The following is a 15028-nucleotide window of genomic DNA, read 5'->3' as shown; positions in this document are numbered from 1 at the left end:
GAACATGTTTAAATTCCTGAATGCTCGCTACCGCCACATTACCGGGCGTCATAACATTCCTTACGCTTCCCTTCCGGTCACGCGCGATCTCGTTGCGGTGGATTCCATTGTGATCCCGTGTACGGGCGCGGATTTCGTCGAAGAGGCGTTATTGTCAGCGACCTTTGCAGAGCGTTATGCCACCGACGTCAGCGAGATTGTTATCGTCAGCGATCAGCCTGAATCCGCTTTCGGCGAGCTGCCGCCAAAAACCCGCGTTGTTACCCTCACGCTTCCAAAACGTGAAGAAGGTTACCGCTATAAGCAGATCTACCTCAGTCGTCTGGTAAAGCTTAACGCTCCGTTGCAGGCGCGCGGTGAAGGTGTGCTGATGATCGACTCCGATCTCAACCTGCTTAAAATGCCAGAGATCAACATGGCGGATATGCACATCTACTCCAGCTTCCGTCAGGGCAAAATGATTGCCAAGCTGGACGGCGCGCCAGCGGAGAAAGTGCCGGCATATTACAAAGAAACGGTGCGTCCGTATCTGGTCGATCACGTTAACGGCGCGTTTCTTGCCGCCACCAAAAAGACCTGGCGCCGTATCTGCCCGCTGTGGCTGACGCTGTTCCAGGATACCTGGGAGCTGATGGACGATACGCAGCCGCCGACCGATCAGCTGCCGCTCGCTGCGCTGCTGGACATGCTGGATGTAAAAACGGTTAACCTCGGTGACTGGATGAACTGGCCGGTCTCCAAGAAGATCGGCGGTCAGGAAGCCGTTGTGCCGAAAGAGGTGATTGGCGCGCACGGTGGTTTCCCGCTTTCCGAATGGCAGAAGTATCTGGAATCGCCGGATAACAAACTGCTGTTCAAAGGCCAGGATTACACCCGCAAGGTGCGTTACCTGACGGACGAAGAGAAAAAGAATCAGTAAAAAAGGGGCCGCTGGCCCCTTTTTAATTACTTATCCCAGCTCAGGATCACTTTCCCTGACTGGCCGGACCGCATTGCGTCAAAGCCCTGCTGGAACTCATCGATGGAGAAACGGTGAGTGATAATCGGGGACAGATCCAGACCGGACTGGATCAGCGCGGCCATCTTGTACCAGGTTTCGAACATCTCACGGCCATAGATGCCCTTAATGAACAGCCCCTTGAAGATGACTTTGTTCCAGTCAATGGACATATCTGACGGCGGAATACCCAGCATCGCGATACGGCCACCGTGGTTCATGGTGTCGAGCATGGTGCGGAACGCCGGTGGCGCGCCGGACATCTCCAGACCCACGTCAAAGCCTTCGGTCATGCCCAGCTCTTCCATCACATCGGTCAGGCTCTCTTTCGAGACATCCACCGCGCGGGTGACGCCCATTTTGCGCGCCAGCGACAGGCGGTATTCGTTCACGTCGGTGATCACCACGTTGCGCGCACCCACATGCTTCGCCACGGCTGCCGCCATAATGCCGATGGGGCCCGCGCCGGAAACCAGCACGTCTTCACCCACCAGGTCGAAGGAGAGCGCCGTGTGTACCGCGTTGCCGAACGGGTCGAAGATGGAGGCCAGATCGTCAGAGATATTGTCCGGGATTTTGAACGCGTTAAACGCCGGGATCACCAGGTATTCCGCGAAGCAGCCCGGACGGTTCACGCCCACGCCGACGGTGTTGCGGCACAGGTGGGTACGCCCACCGCGACAGTTACGGCAGTGACCGCAGGTAATGTGGCCTTCACCGGAGACGCGATCGCCAATGTTGAAGCCTTTTACTTCCTGGCCGATACCCACCACTTCGCCGACATATTCGTGACCGACAACCATCGGTACCGGAATGGTTTTCTGTGACCACTGGTCCCAGTTGTAGATGTGAACGTCAGTACCGCAGATGGCGGTTTTACGAATTTTGATCAGCAGATCGTTATGACCGACTTCCGGCTCCGGCACGTCGGTCATCCAAATCCCTTCTTCCGCTTTCAGTTTGGATAACGCTTTCATCATACGTCCTCAGGCAATGACGCCCAGCTGTTTGCCGATGCGGGTAAAGGCTTCCACCGCACGTTCAATTTGTTCAGGCGAGTGCGCCGCAGACATCTGGGTGCGGATACGCGCCTGCCCTTTTGGTACCACCGGGAAGAAGAACCCGGTCACGTAAATCCCTTCTTTCTGAAGCTCACGAGCAAATTTCTGCGCGACAACCGCGTCGCCCAGCATCACCGGAATGATCGCGTGATCGGCACCGGCCAGGGTGAATCCTGCGGCACTCATTTTTTCACGGAACAGGCGGGCGTTAGCCCACAGGCGGTCGCGCAGCTCAGCCCCGGATTCCACCATCTCCAGCACTTTAATGGAGGCAGCCACAATCGCCGGCGCCAGGGAGTTGGAGAACAGATACGGGCGGGAGCGCTGGCGCAGCCACTCGACCACCTCTTTACGCGCGGCGGTGTAGCCGCCAGACGCGCCGCCGAGCGCTTTGCCCAGCGTACCGGTGATGATATCCACGCGGCCCATTACGTCGCAGTATTCGTGGGAGCCACGACCGTTTTCGCCGACAAAACCGACCGCGTGAGAGTCATCCACCATCACCAGCGCGTCGTATTTATCCGCCAGATCGCACACGCCCTTCAGGTTGGCGATCACACCGTCCATGGAGAACACGCCGTCGGTGGCGATCAGGACGTGGCGAGCCCCCGCTTCACGGGCCTCTTTCAGGCGCGCTTCCAGCTCCACCATGTCGTTGTTGGCGTAGCGGAAACGCTTCGCTTTGCACAGGCGTACGCCGTCGATGATGGAGGCGTGGTTCAGGGCGTCGGAGATAATCGCGTCTTCTGAGCCGAGCAGGGTCTCAAACAGACCGCCGTTGGCGTCGAAGCAGGAGGAGTACAGAATCGCGTCTTCCATTCCGAGGAAGTTCGCCAGCTTTTGCTCAAGCTGCTTGTGGCTGTCCTGCGTACCGCAGATAAAGCGAACGGAGGCCATACCGAAACCGTGGGTATCCATGCCGTTTTTCGCCGCGGCAATTAGCTCAGGGTGATTCGCAAGACCTAAGTAGTTGTTCGCGCAAAAGTTGATCACATGGCTGCCGTCGGCAACGGTGATGTCCGCCTGCTGGGCAGACGTGATAATACGCTCTTCTTTGAACAACCCTTCCGCACGTGCGGTGTCGAGGTCGCTGTTTAACTGTTTGTAAAAATCACCACGCATTGCAATTCTCCAGACTCGGCAAATTTTGGCACATATTACCCAAACCAATAGTTCATGACGAGATGACGCAGTATCTCTTCTCGTTTTTGCAGCATAAATCACGCGTACCCCTGCTGCATATCGGTGAATGGCTGAAGCCTGAGCGTTGTGATGATATGATAAAGAGATTAGCGTTCGGGATATTCCCCGACTCATACTTCAAAGGTTACAGTTATGATCATCGTTACTGGCGGCGCGGGCTTTATCGGCAGCAATATTGTTAAGGCCCTCAATGACAAAGGCATCACCGACATTCTGGTGGTGGACAACCTGAAAGACGGCACCAAGTTCGTGAACCTGGTGGATCTGAACATCGCTGACTACATGGATAAAGAAGACTTCCTTATCCAGATTATGGCGGGTGAAGAGTTCGGCGAGATCGAAGCCATCTTCCACGAAGGTGCTTGCTCCTCCACCACCGAGTGGGACGGCAAGTACATGATGGATAACAACTATCAGTACTCCAAAGAGCTCCTGCACTACTGCCTGGAGCGTGAAATTCCGTTCCTGTACGCCTCTTCCGCGGCAACTTACGGTGGGCGCACTTCAGATTTCATCGAATCCCGCGAATATGAGCAGCCGCTGAACGTTTACGGTTACTCCAAGTTCCTGTTTGATGAGTACGTACGTCAGATCCTGCCAGAAGCGAACTCGCAGATTGTCGGCTTCCGCTACTTCAACGTCTACGGGCCCCGCGAAGGCCACAAAGGCAGCATGGCGAGCGTGGCGTTCCACCTGAACACCCAATTAAATAACGGCGAAAGCCCGAAACTGTTCGAAGGCAGCGACGGCTTCAAGCGTGACTTCGTCTACGTGGGCGATGTGGCGGCAGTAAACCTGTGGTTCCTGGAAAATGGCGTGTCCGGCATTTTCAACCTGGGCACTGGCCGCGCGGAATCCTTCCAGGCGGTGGCAGACGCGACGCTGGCGTACCATAAGAAAGGCAGCATCGAGTACATTCCGTTCCCGGATAAGCTGAAAGGCCGCTACCAGGCATTCACCCAGGCGGACCTGACTAACCTGCGCGCCGCAGGCTACGACAAGCCGTTCAAGACCGTTGCCGAAGGCGTAACGGAATATATGGCCTGGCTGAACCGCGACGCATAAGCATGAAAATTCTGGTGATCGGCCCGTCATGGGTGGGCGACATGATGATGTCGCAAAGTCTCTATCGCACGCTCAAGGCGCGTTATCCCCAGGCGATAATCGACGTGATGGCACCCGCATGGTGCCGTCCGCTGTTATCGCGTATGCCGGAAGTGAACGAGGCGATCCCGATGCCGCTCGGACACGGGGCGCTGGAAATCGGTGAACGCCGCAAACTCGGCCACAGCCTGCGCGAGAAACGCTATGACCGCGCGTACGTGCTGCCTAACTCCTTCAAATCCGCCCTTGTGCCCTTCTTTGCGGGCATCCCGCACCGTACCGGCTGGCGCGGTGAAATGCGCTACGGCCTGCTGAACGACGCCCGGGTGCTGGATAAAGAGGCCTGGCCGCTGATGGTGGAGCGCTACGTGGCGCTGGCCTACGACAAAGGCGTGATGCGCAGCGCGAAAGATCTGCCGCAGCCGCTGCTGTGGCCGCAGCTCCAGGTAAGCGATGGGGAGAAATCCCACACCTGCAACGCATTTGGCATTTCGTCCGAACGCCCGATGATTGGGTTCTGCCCTGGCGCAGAATTCGGTCCGGCAAAACGCTGGCCGCACTATCACTATGCAGAGCTGGCGAAACAGCTTATCGATGAAGGCTATCAGATTGTGCTGTTTGGCTCGGCGAAAGATCATGAGGCGGGCAATGAAATTCTCGCCACGCTGAGCACCGAGCAACAGGCATGGTGCCGCAACCTGGCCGGGGAAACGCAGCTCGAGCAGGCGGTTATCCTGATTGCCGCCTGTAAGGCCGTGGTCAGTAACGACTCTGGCCTGATGCACGTCGCCGCCGCGCTGGACCGCCCGCTGGTCGCGCTGTATGGCCCAAGCAGCCCGGACTTTACGCCGCCACTGTCGCATAAGGCGCGCGTGATCCGTTTGATCACCGGCTACCACAAGGTGCGCAAAGGCGATGCCGCAGAAGGTTACCATCAGAGCCTGATCGACATTACCCCGCAGCGTGTTCTCGAAGAACTCAACGCACTGCTGTTGAGCGAAGAAGGATAACGGATGCGGGTATTGATCGTTAAAACCTCCTCAATGGGTGATGTTCTGCATACGCTGCCGTCGCTGACGGACGCCATGCGGGCCATTCCCGGCATCCGTTTTGACTGGGTGGTGGAAGAAGGCTTCGCGCAGATCCCCACCTGGCATGAAGCGGTTGATCGCGTGATCCCGGTGGCCATTCGCCGCTGGCGCAAAGCATGGTTCTCCGCACAGATTAAAGCCGAACGCAAAGCCTTCCGCGAAGCGGTGCAGGCCCGGCGTTACGACGCGATCGTCGACGCCCAGGGGCTGGTGAAAAGCGCCGCGCTGGTCACGCGTCTGGCGCACGGCGTAAAGCACGGCATGGACTGGCAAACCGCCCGCGAACCGCTGGCGAGCCTGTTCTATAATCGTCGCCACCATATTGCGAAGCAGCAGCACGCCGTGGAACGTACCCGCGAGCTGTTCGCTAAGAGTCTCGGCTATGCAAAACCCGACCTCCAGGGTGACTACGCCATCGCACAGCATTTTCTGCGCGAAACGGACAAGGATATCGCGCCCTATCTGGTTTTCCTGCATGCCACAACGCGCGACGATAAGCACTGGCCGGAAACGCACTGGAGAAGGCTGATTGAACTAATGCAACCTAGCGGTATCCATATTAAACTCCCGTGGGGCGCTGAACATGAGCGGCAGCGAGCGGAACGTCTGGCAGCAGGTTTTTCCCACGTCGAGGTGTTACCCAAACTCACGCTGGCGCAGGTTGCCGCACAGCTGGCGGGCGCTAACGCCGTCGTTTCTGTGGATACAGGGTTAAGCCATTTAACCGCCGCACTGGATCGTCCTAATATCACGATTTTCGGCCCGACCGATCCGGGGTTGATCGGGGGTTACGGTAAAAACCAGCATCAGATGGTTAGCCCTACGCAACAAACGAAGGATATTAGCGCAGATGCTATTTTTTCATTTTTACAGGGCAGCCATCGGCTTTCCAACAGGGATATTTAACCCATGAGTTATGTATTTCTGCTGATTTTACTCTTTCCGGTGAAACTCATCCGGAAGCTGTTTCGAAAGGACACGGGCAAGAACCTTGTCATTCAGACAGCCAAAATCGGTGACTTTATTAATGCGACGCCTCTTCTGGCATATCTGCAAAAAAGCGATGTGTTGATCAGTCGCAGCGTTGGCGCGCTGGCGAAGCATGATGAGACTATTGAGCAGATCTATTTTATTGAGCAGCATAAGCGCAACCTGTGGCGTAAACTGTGCTTCGCGTGCAGGATCATGAACCGCTACGACAACGTCTACCTGCTACAGCCCAATAGCGTGAACCTCTTTTTTGCCGCCGTCTGCAATGCCAAAAACAAACAATTTTTAAGCATTTACACGCGCAGGTGGTATCACGGGATTTTCTATCTCGCAGCCGACGGCACCGTTGAGCATGGCAAAAAAACGCTTTCGGTGACGAACTACCTGAAACTGGCCGACCGCTCGCTCACGTGGCAAGACTCTCCCAAGCACGCCACAAAGCCACTCTTCAAGCCGACGACCTGGCCGGCCATTCTTGATAAACCTGGCGTTATCCGCATCGGCATCAGTATTGCGGCGGGCAATAAAGCCAAAACCGTCCCTCCGGTTATCTGGAAGCGGATTGTTGATCAACTCGCTGATTTACCCTGCGAGTTTTATGTCTTCGGCGCGCCAAACGAACAGTCGTGGATGGACGATATCACCCGTCTTTACGGTGACATCCCCAATTTTATCAATCTTATTGGCAAAATTTCGCTGGAAGAGCTTCCCTGGGCCATTTCTAAGATGGACTGCTATATCGCGTCTGACTCGGGGAATGTCTACATCGCAGACGCCGTCGGCGTGCCGGTGGTCCTGCTGTTTGGACCGTGTTGTCACTATGAACAGCGTCCGCTTGGCAATGTGATGCTGATCGGGAATGACGATAACATTTGTTCTTATGTGTTTGAAACGCGCTATTACTTCCCGCAAGAGCGGGAAGCGCTATTCTCTGTCACTGACTCCGCGTTACACGATCTTCAGCAGTTTATCCGTACATTACCAAAAGCCCGCTCACTGGCTAGCGCTACCGACGCTCAAGGAAACTAATTTTTATGGCTTTTTTAAGCGTCATTATTGCTGCGCATAACGCTGAAGCTACGCTGCACGCCACGCTTTCAAGCCTGCTGTCAGCAACCGATCAGGATACTGAAGTCATTATTTTCAATGACAGTTCTGAGGATGCCACGCAGGCAATAATTGAAGAGTGGTCGCCGAAATTTCCTCAGATCATAACGCGCACCGTGAACTTTCGTAACGTTGGCCGGGTAAGAAACAGCGCTGTCGCACTGGCATCGGGTGAGTATATTACGATGCTCGACAGTGACGATTGCTTAAAGCCTGGCAGCCTCAGGGACGCAATGGCCTACCTGAAAGCGCAACGTCCGGATATGTTACTGACACGTTTGCTTGAGATTCGCGATCCCCGGAGAATGACTTCAGACTGGCAGGGATTTAATCCTGTGCCATTGTCACAACATGAAGCAATTGCTCGTTTCTTACGTCATAAAGACTTTCAGGCACATCTCATTGGCCAGTTTATTCATCGTAGTCTTTACGAGAAAAATCCCATACCTCCGATGTTATGTTATGAGGATTTCGCTGTCTTCCCGGGAATGTTGATGCAATCGAGCAAAATAGCCTATCAACGCCAGGGGCATTATTATTACATCAAGCGTCGCGACAGTTTGTCGAGCAGTCTGGACGCCAGCAAAATTTCAACGCTTGTCGAATGCACGTTACAGATGGAAAGAACATTTCCGTCACGCTACAAACATCTCGTCAATTGCCACTGGTTTGATATTTACAGCAACCATCGGTCCTGTCTGACAGACCAACAATTGCAGCTCGTGAAACAACGCGTAAAGACCATGTATACATTGTCTTTTTTCCTGTCCACCGATGTTCGTTTTAGCTACAAAAAAAGGGTTATTGAGGCGTTATGGAAAAAATAAAACCACGGCTATATCAACTGACGATCGCTTTAAGCCTCATCTCCTTGATACTGGCTTTAGTCAGTTCTGGGAAGCAAAGAGAATTTTTCTATATCGCTATTTACGTCAGTATTATTGGTCTGGCTTTCGAATATAAAAAAATCACTCTGCGACCTTTTACTATAGCACTGCCCATTCTGCTGATTGGGTTACTTAACCTCGGCTGGTACTTACTCTATGAGTATCATAACGAGGGCCTCAACCTTTACAGCGACTACCTCGATGCCAGCAAAAAGTTAATTTTAGCGAGCGTCCTGATTTTCTATATCGACCGCTTTAAGTTTTATATCGATAAGGATACCTTCAGGAAATTCTTCTTCTTCGCAACGGCCCTGGGGTTTGTGCTCGCCACAGGGTATGGCTTGTGGCAGGCCTCGCAAGGTATGACTCGCGTTGAGATGGCAATTAACCGTGCCACCGTTTCAGCCTATGTTTATTCTGTCCTGTCACTGGCTTTCGTATACTGTCTTTACCTTCAACAGAACGTGAAGCTGTATGTTGTTGCGGGCTTCACTATATTAATCTCTTACTTCGTCATACTGTTGACGGGGACCCGCGCTGCGATGGGTTTATATCTGCTTCTGGCGGTTGTGCTCACGCTGTATCATTTCAGAAAGATTCATCTCAAATCCACTCTCATCTTTTTATGTATTGTGGCCGGGATTGTCATCGTGAGCTACAAGCCGTTAATTTCCCCGAAAATAACGCAAACCCAAATTGAATTTGAGAATTATCAGAAAGGCTATGACCGCACGTCACTTGGCGCACGTTTTTCGATGTGGGCTGTCGGGATCGCGAATGGTCTTGCACATCCGTTGGGGCAATCACTTGAAGACCGTGAAACGTGGACACGGCAGTATATAAAAGACGGCCATCCTCACCTTGGCAGTGCACTCGAATACATCAAAGTCCACCTGCATAATGAATTTATTGAGAAATACTCTTTGCAGGGGATCCCCGGCGTGGCGGTAATGCTCTTTTTCTTCGTTTCGATGATTGTGTATGCCCTACGAAACAGAAACGCGCTGCTGCTGACGTCGATGCTTCTTTTGCTCTTATATGGACTGACAGATGTCATACTGCTCAGTTCAGAAGCCTTAATCTTCTTTATGATTTTGTTTGCGCTAAGTACACCTTTCTCACAAACAAAACAGCAATAACAAATATGCCCGCCTGGCGGGCATAACTATTTTTTGTACTGGTAAAACTCCGCCAGCGTCATCCCCACGGTCTTATCTGATAACCAGGTAAAGAGCTGCTCCAGATCCTGATACAGCCCCTCAATCGCGGCCTCGTCTTTAAAAGTAGGGCTCCCGCCAGGCATAAATTCCGACGAATGCAGCATGAATTCCACGTAGTCATTCCCCTGAGCCAGGCACTGCTGCGCAACCTTAATCATCTCCGCCGCATTTCCTCCGGACGGACGTAACCAGTTAACTGACGGAGAACGGTATTTACCGCGCAGACGATCATAACCCTGCTTCAGGGAATTCAGCCATGCCGGGTGTTTATACTGGATGCTCATCGGCACTTCGAGGAGAGGGCTGTTTCCCGGCCGGGAAATGTCGTCTACGTCCAAAAAGTAGGCACGATCGGGAAAATGCTGGTAATTCGTTCCGCCATTACCCTGCGGGGCACCTTTCGCGTTGCGCCAGTTCACGCGCGGCGTAACGGAACAATCTACCTGATACCCCAGCTCAATCAGCAACTGGGCGTAACGGCTGTCGAATGCCCAGCGCCCGGCGCGATGGCTGAGCATTTTTGTCTGGAAAGTCTCTTCCAGTAAGCGGGTCATGAAGAGCACTTTCTCACGCATGACCTCGTCTGAAAACTCAATCAGATAAGGCTGCCAGCGCCAGTCATCCCCGGTCAGATCGTGCTCCGGAGGGCTATTCCAGGCATGGAGATGCATTCCCACCTCACCCTGGCCGCGGGCTATGACCTCTTTCGCGAACTCAATGAATACCGGTTCGACTGCCATCTCGTAGTTGGTCAGCCAGACGGGCTTAAAGCCGAAGCGTTCACAAAGCGCCTGAAACCGCGCCAGGTAGCGCGCGTTTTCCGTTTTGATCACCCGGTGGTTCTGCCAGAGATTATCCCCTTCGGTATCGATCGTGATGATAAACGCTGGTTTTTTCATAATGAGCCCGCAAGACAAAATAGTTAGCGCTATGTTACGCACGCCCGAAAGCAGGAGTAAACCCTTCCAGGGAAATTCCTGACATTATGGAGAAAGAGTGCAAGTCGTTACCAGGTCTATTAGAATTGCCAATAGTACAACGCCGATAAGATGATGATGAATAACTTACCTGACACGCCTGATTTGCGCATTTTACTGATCAAACTTCGCCATCATGGTGACATGTTACTCACCACCCCCGTCATCAATTCATTACGCCAGAAATGGCCTGACGCCCAAATCGACGTGCTTCTCTATGAAGAGACGCGAGACATGCTCGCCGCGCATCCGGCAATCAGGACGATCTATGGTATCGATCGTAAATGGAAGCAGCTGGGGACGCTGAAGCACCTGCAAAAAGAGTGGCAGTTGCTTCGTGCTTTACGTGCTCAGCATTATCATCTGGTGATCAATCTTGCCGATCAGTGGCGCAGCGCGATTGTTACCCGCTTCACCGGTGCACCGGTTCGGCTCGGGTTCGCTTTTAACAAGCGCAATAGTGCCTTCTGGCGTTTTTGTCACAGTGAACTGGTCTCGGTCGCCAGCCATCAGTCGCTGCACACCGTTGAACAAAATCTCTCCATACTGTCAGCGCTGCCGGTAATGGCCAACCCTACCGTGACCATGGCTTACAGCGCGGATGACTGGCGCCATACTCACCAAAAGCTGTCGCAAAAGGGCGTGGGAGACCGCTACATCGTTATTCAACCCACTTCACGCTGGTTCTTTAAGTGCTGGGATGAAGGCAAAATGGCGCAAACTATCGCCGCGTTGCAACAGGACGGCCACACTATCGTCCTCACGGCGGGACCGGATAAGAAAGAGCTGGCGATGATTGACCGCATTCTTGCCGCCTCCCCGCAGACGGGTGTTGTATCGCTGGCAGGGCAGTTAACCCTGCGCCAGCTGGCCTCGCTAATCGATCACGCGATCCTGTTCATTGGCGTTGACTCCGTACCCATGCACATGGCCGCCGCCCTTCAGACGCCCTGCGTGGCGCTGTTTGGCCCGTCAAAATTGACGTTCTGGTCGCCATGGCAGGTTAACGGAGAGGTCATCTGGGCAGGTAACTACGGCCCGCTTCCCAACCCTGACGCCATTGATACAAAAACGACGGAACGTTATCTCGACGCCATCCCCGTTGATGCTGTCGTCTCCGCCGCAAGGAGATACCTGCAATGAAGCTTCATCGTCTGGCCATTGTGCGCCAAAAATATCGTCCGGATGGGGGAGCAGAACGTTTTGTCTCCAGGGCACTTACCGCGCTGAGCAATCAAAATCTTGAGCTCAACGTCATCACCCGCGAGTGGCAGGGCGAAAAGCAGGACGACTGGCATATTCATATTTGCGATCCCCGGAAGTGGGGCCGCATCAGCCGTGAGCGCGGCTTTGCACACGCCGCACGCGCGCTGTGGCAGCAACAGCAGTTTGATATTGTCCAGAGCCACGAACGTATTCCGGGCTGCGATATTTACCGCGCCGGGGATGGTGTACATCGACGCTGGCTGCTACAGCGTACGCGTATTCTTCCCGCCTGGCGCGCGAAGCTGCTTATGCACGATCGCTATCACCGCTACGTGATGCACGCAGAACGTGAAATGTACCAGGCTCCCGAGTTGAAAGCCGTTATCTGTAATGCGGAGATGATCAAGCGCGAAATCGTCGAAGGCTTTGATATTGACGCAAAAAAGATACATGTGATTTATAATTCAATAGATTCCAGCCGCTTCGTTCCGGCAGAAGAGAGGCAACGCGCTGTACTGCGTCAGCAATTTGGCTTACCCGCTGATGCCGTCATTTTCTGCTTCGTGGGTTCAGGGTTTGAACGCAAGGGGCTGGCAAGCGCTATTCGGGCTATAGCAGGAACCTCGGCGTGGCTGGTTGTGGTCGGTCAGGATAAAGCGGAAAGCCGTTATCGCGACCTCGCCCGTTCATTAGGCTGTGAGGGGCAAATCCGTTTCCTGGGGATGCAAAAAGAGACGCTGCCATTTTATCAGCTTTCTGATGGTTTACTGCTGCCGACGCTGTATGATCCTTTCCCTAACGTCATACTTGAAGCAATGGCCTGTGGATTGCCCGTCATTACGTCAGAGAGTTGCGGTGGTTCAGAATTTATTGATCAAGGCCAGAACGGGTTTTACTGTGATGCACTTGATATCCACACATTGAAGGAGGCCGTCATGTCCATCCCTTCCCTGGAAAAAAATAACAATATGGGGCTTGCGGCGCGTGAACGCGTCAGAGAAGCAACCCCTGAAAAACTATCAAGTCAGCTTATTTCGCTTTATCAAAAATTACTGGATTAATAATGCGCATCCTAATGATTATTGATGGTTTACCCGGTGGAGGAGCCGAAAAAACGGTTCTCACCCTCTCCAGCGGACTGACAGAACTGGGGCATCAGGTCACCCTTTTCTCCTTACGGAAGGTGTGCGACTACGCCATTCCGGAAGGTATCGATTTTCAGGTTGTGCAGGATACCTGTAAAAAACCCTGGCGGAAGCTGACCGAGATCCCGCGTCGCGCCCGTTTGCTGGATCGCGCCATCGAGCAGGCAGAACGCAGCGGTAAATTTGATGTCGTCTTCTCACATCTGCATAAAACCGACCGTATCGTAGCGCACAGCCGCGTGCTGGATCGGGATAAGGTCTGGTTCTGCATACACGGGATGTTCTCCTTTTCCTATTTGCGCCATCGCAGCGGGCTTTCTCGCTGGTTTAAGCATTATAAAATTCGTCATACCTATGAAAACCGCAACGTGGTGGCGGTATCCGGCGCCGTGCTGCACGATCTGTCTGAGGTACTCGCGATCCCCCTGCGGCGCAAAGCGGTTATCCATAACCCCTTTGATATCCCTGAAATTCAGCGTCTGGCGGAAGCGCCCTTTGAGATGCAGGGGCAGGATTACATTATCCACGTTGGCCGTTTTCATGAACACAAACGTCACGACCGGCTGCTGCGGGCGTTCGCGCTGAGCAAGATCGACGCATCGCTGGTGTTGATGGGTAAAGGTTCTGACGCGAAAATAAACCAGCTCAAACAGCTTGCCGCTAAGCTGGGAATTGAAAACAAGATCGTCTTCCGCCCATTCGAAACTAACCCCTACCCGTGGATCAAAGGGGCACGCCTTTTAGTGTTAAGTTCCGACTGCGAAGGTTTTGGTAATGTACTGGTAGAGTCCATTATCTGTCAGACCCCACCGGTGAGTACAAACTGCCCTGGCGGCCCTGCTGAGATCCTTACTGGCCCCCTGGCGCGTGGTCTGACAGCGTTAACCGACGAATCACTGGCGAAAACACTGGCAGAACTGTATGCCTCTCCGCCGGTTGTTGATCGCGAAACGATCGCATCGTTCGGTATCAACGCCATTTGCCAGCAATACATTGCTTTGGTCGACAACCAAAAATAATCAGGTTTCATATGCAAAATTCAGCGCCTTTATTAAGCGTGGTGGTTGCCGTTTATAACGGTGAAGCTTTTCTCGATCAGTTCTTTACCTGCCTTGTAGATCAACACATCGACAGTATGGAAGTCATCATCGTGAATGACGGCTCCACTGACCGCTCGATGCAGATTGTCGAAAAATGGCGCGAAAAGCTGCCACAGATGCAGGTTATTGAACAACCTAATCAGGGCGTGTCCATCGCGCGTAATACTGGCCTGGCCGTTGCGACCGGGCAGTATCTCTCTTTCCCGGATATTGATGATGTCTTCAAACCCGGCATGTACCAGCGTCTGCTGGATATGGCCGTCACGCAGAATCTGGATGTCGCCACCTGCAATGGCAACTACGTCTGGGAAAATAACAAAAAACCGTCTCGCCCTATCTTCCCTGAAGATAAGCTCGCCTCAACGGGCGTCATGAATGGCGCGGCATGGTTAAAAAAGGCGCTGGATTCACGTAAGTTCCTGCATGTGACCTGGCTGAATATCTATCGTCACGATTTTATTCGTCAGCACGGCTTCCATTTCGAGCCAGGCCTGCGCCATCAGGATATCCCGTGGACGACTGAGGTGCTGCTTGCCGCGGAACGCGTTCAATACACCAGCGAACGCTTTTACGACTACTACATTCACTCCGCCTCGGTATCGCACACCCCGGATAATGACGACACGCTGATTCGCTCTGCGCGCCATTACATGAAGATCCTGAAGATGCTTGATGCCATTAACCAGCGCTACCCGGATAAAGTGAAAAATATCCCGGCCTGTCACTGGCAAATCGCTAAAGAGGGTCTGGGAATTATTCATACCTTCGACAACATGAAGGATGAGGCGAAGAAATCAATGATAATCAAAGAGTTCTTCGACACCGGGATCTGGAAGCTCATCTGGAAAAGTGCCAAAAGCCCGCGTTTGCGCTGGCGCCTGGGCCGGCGCTACTTCCGTTTAAAACGGTATCTGGCATAAGAGATAGCTTTAGCACGCTT

Annotated in this window: 14 protein-coding genes; 11 read left to right on the top strand and 3 right to left on the bottom strand. The window is 53.4% G+C overall.

Annotation, left to right across the window (positions count from 1 at the left end; all coding sequences use genetic code 11):
• The first annotated feature begins 4 nt into the window (after positions 1-4).
• Positions 5-919 carry a hypothetical protein gene (locus ACQG1Y_RS00765; protein WP_015570028.1) on the top strand — a complete coding sequence of 305 codons (915 nt, stop codon included), beginning with the start codon at positions 5-7 and terminating at the stop codon, positions 917-919.
• 26 nt (positions 920-945) lie between these two features.
• Here the strand turns inward: ACQG1Y_RS00765 and tdh are convergent, their stop codons facing one another.
• Positions 946-1974, bottom strand: coding sequence for an L-threonine 3-dehydrogenase (gene tdh, locus ACQG1Y_RS00760; RefSeq protein ID WP_017383610.1), 1029 nt, complete (start codon positions 1972-1974; stop codon positions 946-948).
• 9 nt (positions 1975-1983) lie between these two features.
• Positions 1984-3180 (bottom strand): glycine C-acetyltransferase, encoded by a 1197-nt coding sequence (kbl, locus tag ACQG1Y_RS00755; RefSeq protein WP_219378366.1) that lies wholly within the window; start codon positions 3178-3180, stop codon positions 1984-1986.
• A 213-nt stretch (positions 3181-3393) separates the two neighbouring features.
• Here kbl and rfaD point away from each other — a divergent pair, with 213 nt between their 5' ends.
• Genes rfaD through ACQG1Y_RS00725 form a run of 6 tightly spaced genes read left to right on the top strand, consistent with a single transcriptional unit; the run spans position 3394 to position 9579 of the window.
• Positions 3394-4326, top strand: a complete 933-nt coding sequence (gene rfaD / locus ACQG1Y_RS00750; protein WP_003860858.1) for an ADP-glyceromanno-heptose 6-epimerase — start codon at positions 3394-3396, stop codon at positions 4324-4326.
• A gap of 2 nt (positions 4327-4328) precedes the next feature.
• Positions 4329-5375, top strand: coding sequence for an ADP-heptose--LPS heptosyltransferase RfaF (rfaF, locus tag ACQG1Y_RS00745; protein ID WP_015570031.1), 1047 nt, complete (start codon positions 4329-4331; stop codon positions 5373-5375).
• Positions 5376-5378: 3 nt separating this feature from the next.
• Positions 5379-6362 carry a lipopolysaccharide heptosyltransferase RfaC gene (gene rfaC, locus ACQG1Y_RS00740; protein ID WP_045142435.1) on the top strand — a complete coding sequence of 328 codons (984 nt, stop codon included), beginning with the start codon at positions 5379-5381 and terminating at the stop codon, positions 6360-6362.
• Positions 6363-6365: 3 nt separating this feature from the next.
• Positions 6366-7475, top strand: coding sequence for a glycosyltransferase family 9 protein (locus ACQG1Y_RS00735; RefSeq protein ID WP_017693958.1), 1110 nt, complete (start codon positions 6366-6368; stop codon positions 7473-7475).
• Between the two features lie 5 nt (positions 7476-7480).
• Positions 7481-8380, top strand: a complete 900-nt coding sequence (locus ACQG1Y_RS00730; protein ID WP_047364928.1) for a glycosyltransferase family 2 protein — start codon at positions 7481-7483, stop codon at positions 8378-8380.
• Complete coding sequence (locus ACQG1Y_RS00725) at positions 8368-9579, top strand: O-antigen ligase family protein (RefSeq protein ID WP_426736554.1); 1212 nt, start codon at positions 8368-8370, stop codon at positions 9577-9579. The genes ACQG1Y_RS00730 and ACQG1Y_RS00725 overlap by 13 nt, the downstream gene beginning before the upstream one ends.
• 26 nt (positions 9580-9605) lie before the next feature.
• Here the strand turns inward: ACQG1Y_RS00725 and ACQG1Y_RS00720 are convergent, their stop codons facing one another.
• Positions 9606-10559 (bottom strand): polysaccharide deacetylase family protein, encoded by a 954-nt coding sequence (locus tag ACQG1Y_RS00720; RefSeq protein WP_023302886.1) that lies wholly within the window; start codon positions 10557-10559, stop codon positions 9606-9608.
• A gap of 150 nt (positions 10560-10709) precedes the next feature.
• Between ACQG1Y_RS00720 and rfaQ the strand changes: the two genes are divergently transcribed.
• The 4 genes from rfaQ to ACQG1Y_RS00700 are packed head-to-tail and all read left to right on the top strand — an operon-like array spanning position 10710 to position 15008.
• Entirely contained in the window at positions 10710-11780 is a 1071-nt protein-coding gene (gene rfaQ, locus ACQG1Y_RS00715; RefSeq protein ID WP_426736552.1) for a putative lipopolysaccharide heptosyltransferase III, read from the top strand.
• Positions 11777-12904 (top strand): glycosyltransferase family 4 protein, encoded by a 1128-nt coding sequence (locus ACQG1Y_RS00710; protein WP_063135313.1) that lies wholly within the window; start codon positions 11777-11779, stop codon positions 12902-12904. The genes rfaQ and ACQG1Y_RS00710 overlap by 4 nt, the downstream gene beginning before the upstream one ends.
• Positions 12905-12906: 2 nt before the next feature.
• A complete protein-coding gene (locus ACQG1Y_RS00705) occupies positions 12907-14007 on the top strand; it encodes a glycosyltransferase (protein ID WP_062933122.1) in 1101 nt (366 codons plus the stop codon).
• Positions 14008-14018: 11 nt separating this feature from the next.
• Positions 14019-15008 (top strand): glycosyltransferase, encoded by a 990-nt coding sequence (locus ACQG1Y_RS00700; RefSeq protein WP_368740456.1) that lies wholly within the window; start codon positions 14019-14021, stop codon positions 15006-15008.
• Positions 15009-15028: the final 20 nt, after the last annotated feature.

The sequence above is a fragment of the Enterobacter cloacae complex sp. 397G4 genome (assembly GCF_050031515.1).
Classification (GTDB): Bacteria; Pseudomonadota; Gammaproteobacteria; order Enterobacterales; family Enterobacteriaceae; genus Enterobacter; species Enterobacter hormaechei_C.
The sequence above is the reverse complement of the archived record's forward strand: the minus strand, read 5'-3'. Positions and strand labels throughout refer to the sequence as shown.

What these genes read in the sequence shown, in the direction of transcription:
- ACQG1Y_RS00765 (WP_015570028.1), top strand. Translation starts at nt 5, where the DNA reads ATGTTTAAATTCCTGAATGCTCGCTACCGCCACATTACCGGGCGTCAT.
- tdh (WP_017383610.1), bottom strand. Translation starts at nt 1,974, where the DNA reads ATGAAAGCGTTATCCAAACTGAAAGCGGAAGAAGGGATTTGGATGACC.
- kbl (WP_219378366.1), bottom strand. Translation starts at nt 3,180, where the DNA reads ATGCGTGGTGATTTTTACAAACAGTTAAACAGCGACCTCGACACCGCA.
- rfaD (WP_003860858.1), top strand. Translation starts at nt 3,394, where the DNA reads ATGATCATCGTTACTGGCGGCGCGGGCTTTATCGGCAGCAATATTGTT.
- rfaF (WP_015570031.1), top strand. Translation starts at nt 4,329, where the DNA reads ATGAAAATTCTGGTGATCGGCCCGTCATGGGTGGGCGACATGATGATG.
- rfaC (WP_045142435.1), top strand. Translation starts at nt 5,379, where the DNA reads ATGCGGGTATTGATCGTTAAAACCTCCTCAATGGGTGATGTTCTGCAT.
- ACQG1Y_RS00735 (WP_017693958.1), top strand. Translation starts at nt 6,366, where the DNA reads ATGAGTTATGTATTTCTGCTGATTTTACTCTTTCCGGTGAAACTCATC.
- ACQG1Y_RS00730 (WP_047364928.1), top strand. Translation starts at nt 7,481, where the DNA reads ATGGCTTTTTTAAGCGTCATTATTGCTGCGCATAACGCTGAAGCTACG.
- ACQG1Y_RS00725 (WP_426736554.1), top strand. Translation starts at nt 8,368, where the DNA reads ATGGAAAAAATAAAACCACGGCTATATCAACTGACGATCGCTTTAAGC.
- ACQG1Y_RS00720 (WP_023302886.1), bottom strand. Translation starts at nt 10,559, where the DNA reads ATGAAAAAACCAGCGTTTATCATCACGATCGATACCGAAGGGGATAAT.
- rfaQ (WP_426736552.1), top strand. Translation starts at nt 10,710, where the DNA reads ATGATGATGAATAACTTACCTGACACGCCTGATTTGCGCATTTTACTG.
- ACQG1Y_RS00710 (WP_063135313.1), top strand. Translation starts at nt 11,777, where the DNA reads ATGAAGCTTCATCGTCTGGCCATTGTGCGCCAAAAATATCGTCCGGAT.
- ACQG1Y_RS00705 (WP_062933122.1), top strand. Translation starts at nt 12,907, where the DNA reads ATGCGCATCCTAATGATTATTGATGGTTTACCCGGTGGAGGAGCCGAA.
- ACQG1Y_RS00700 (WP_368740456.1), top strand. Translation starts at nt 14,019, where the DNA reads ATGCAAAATTCAGCGCCTTTATTAAGCGTGGTGGTTGCCGTTTATAAC.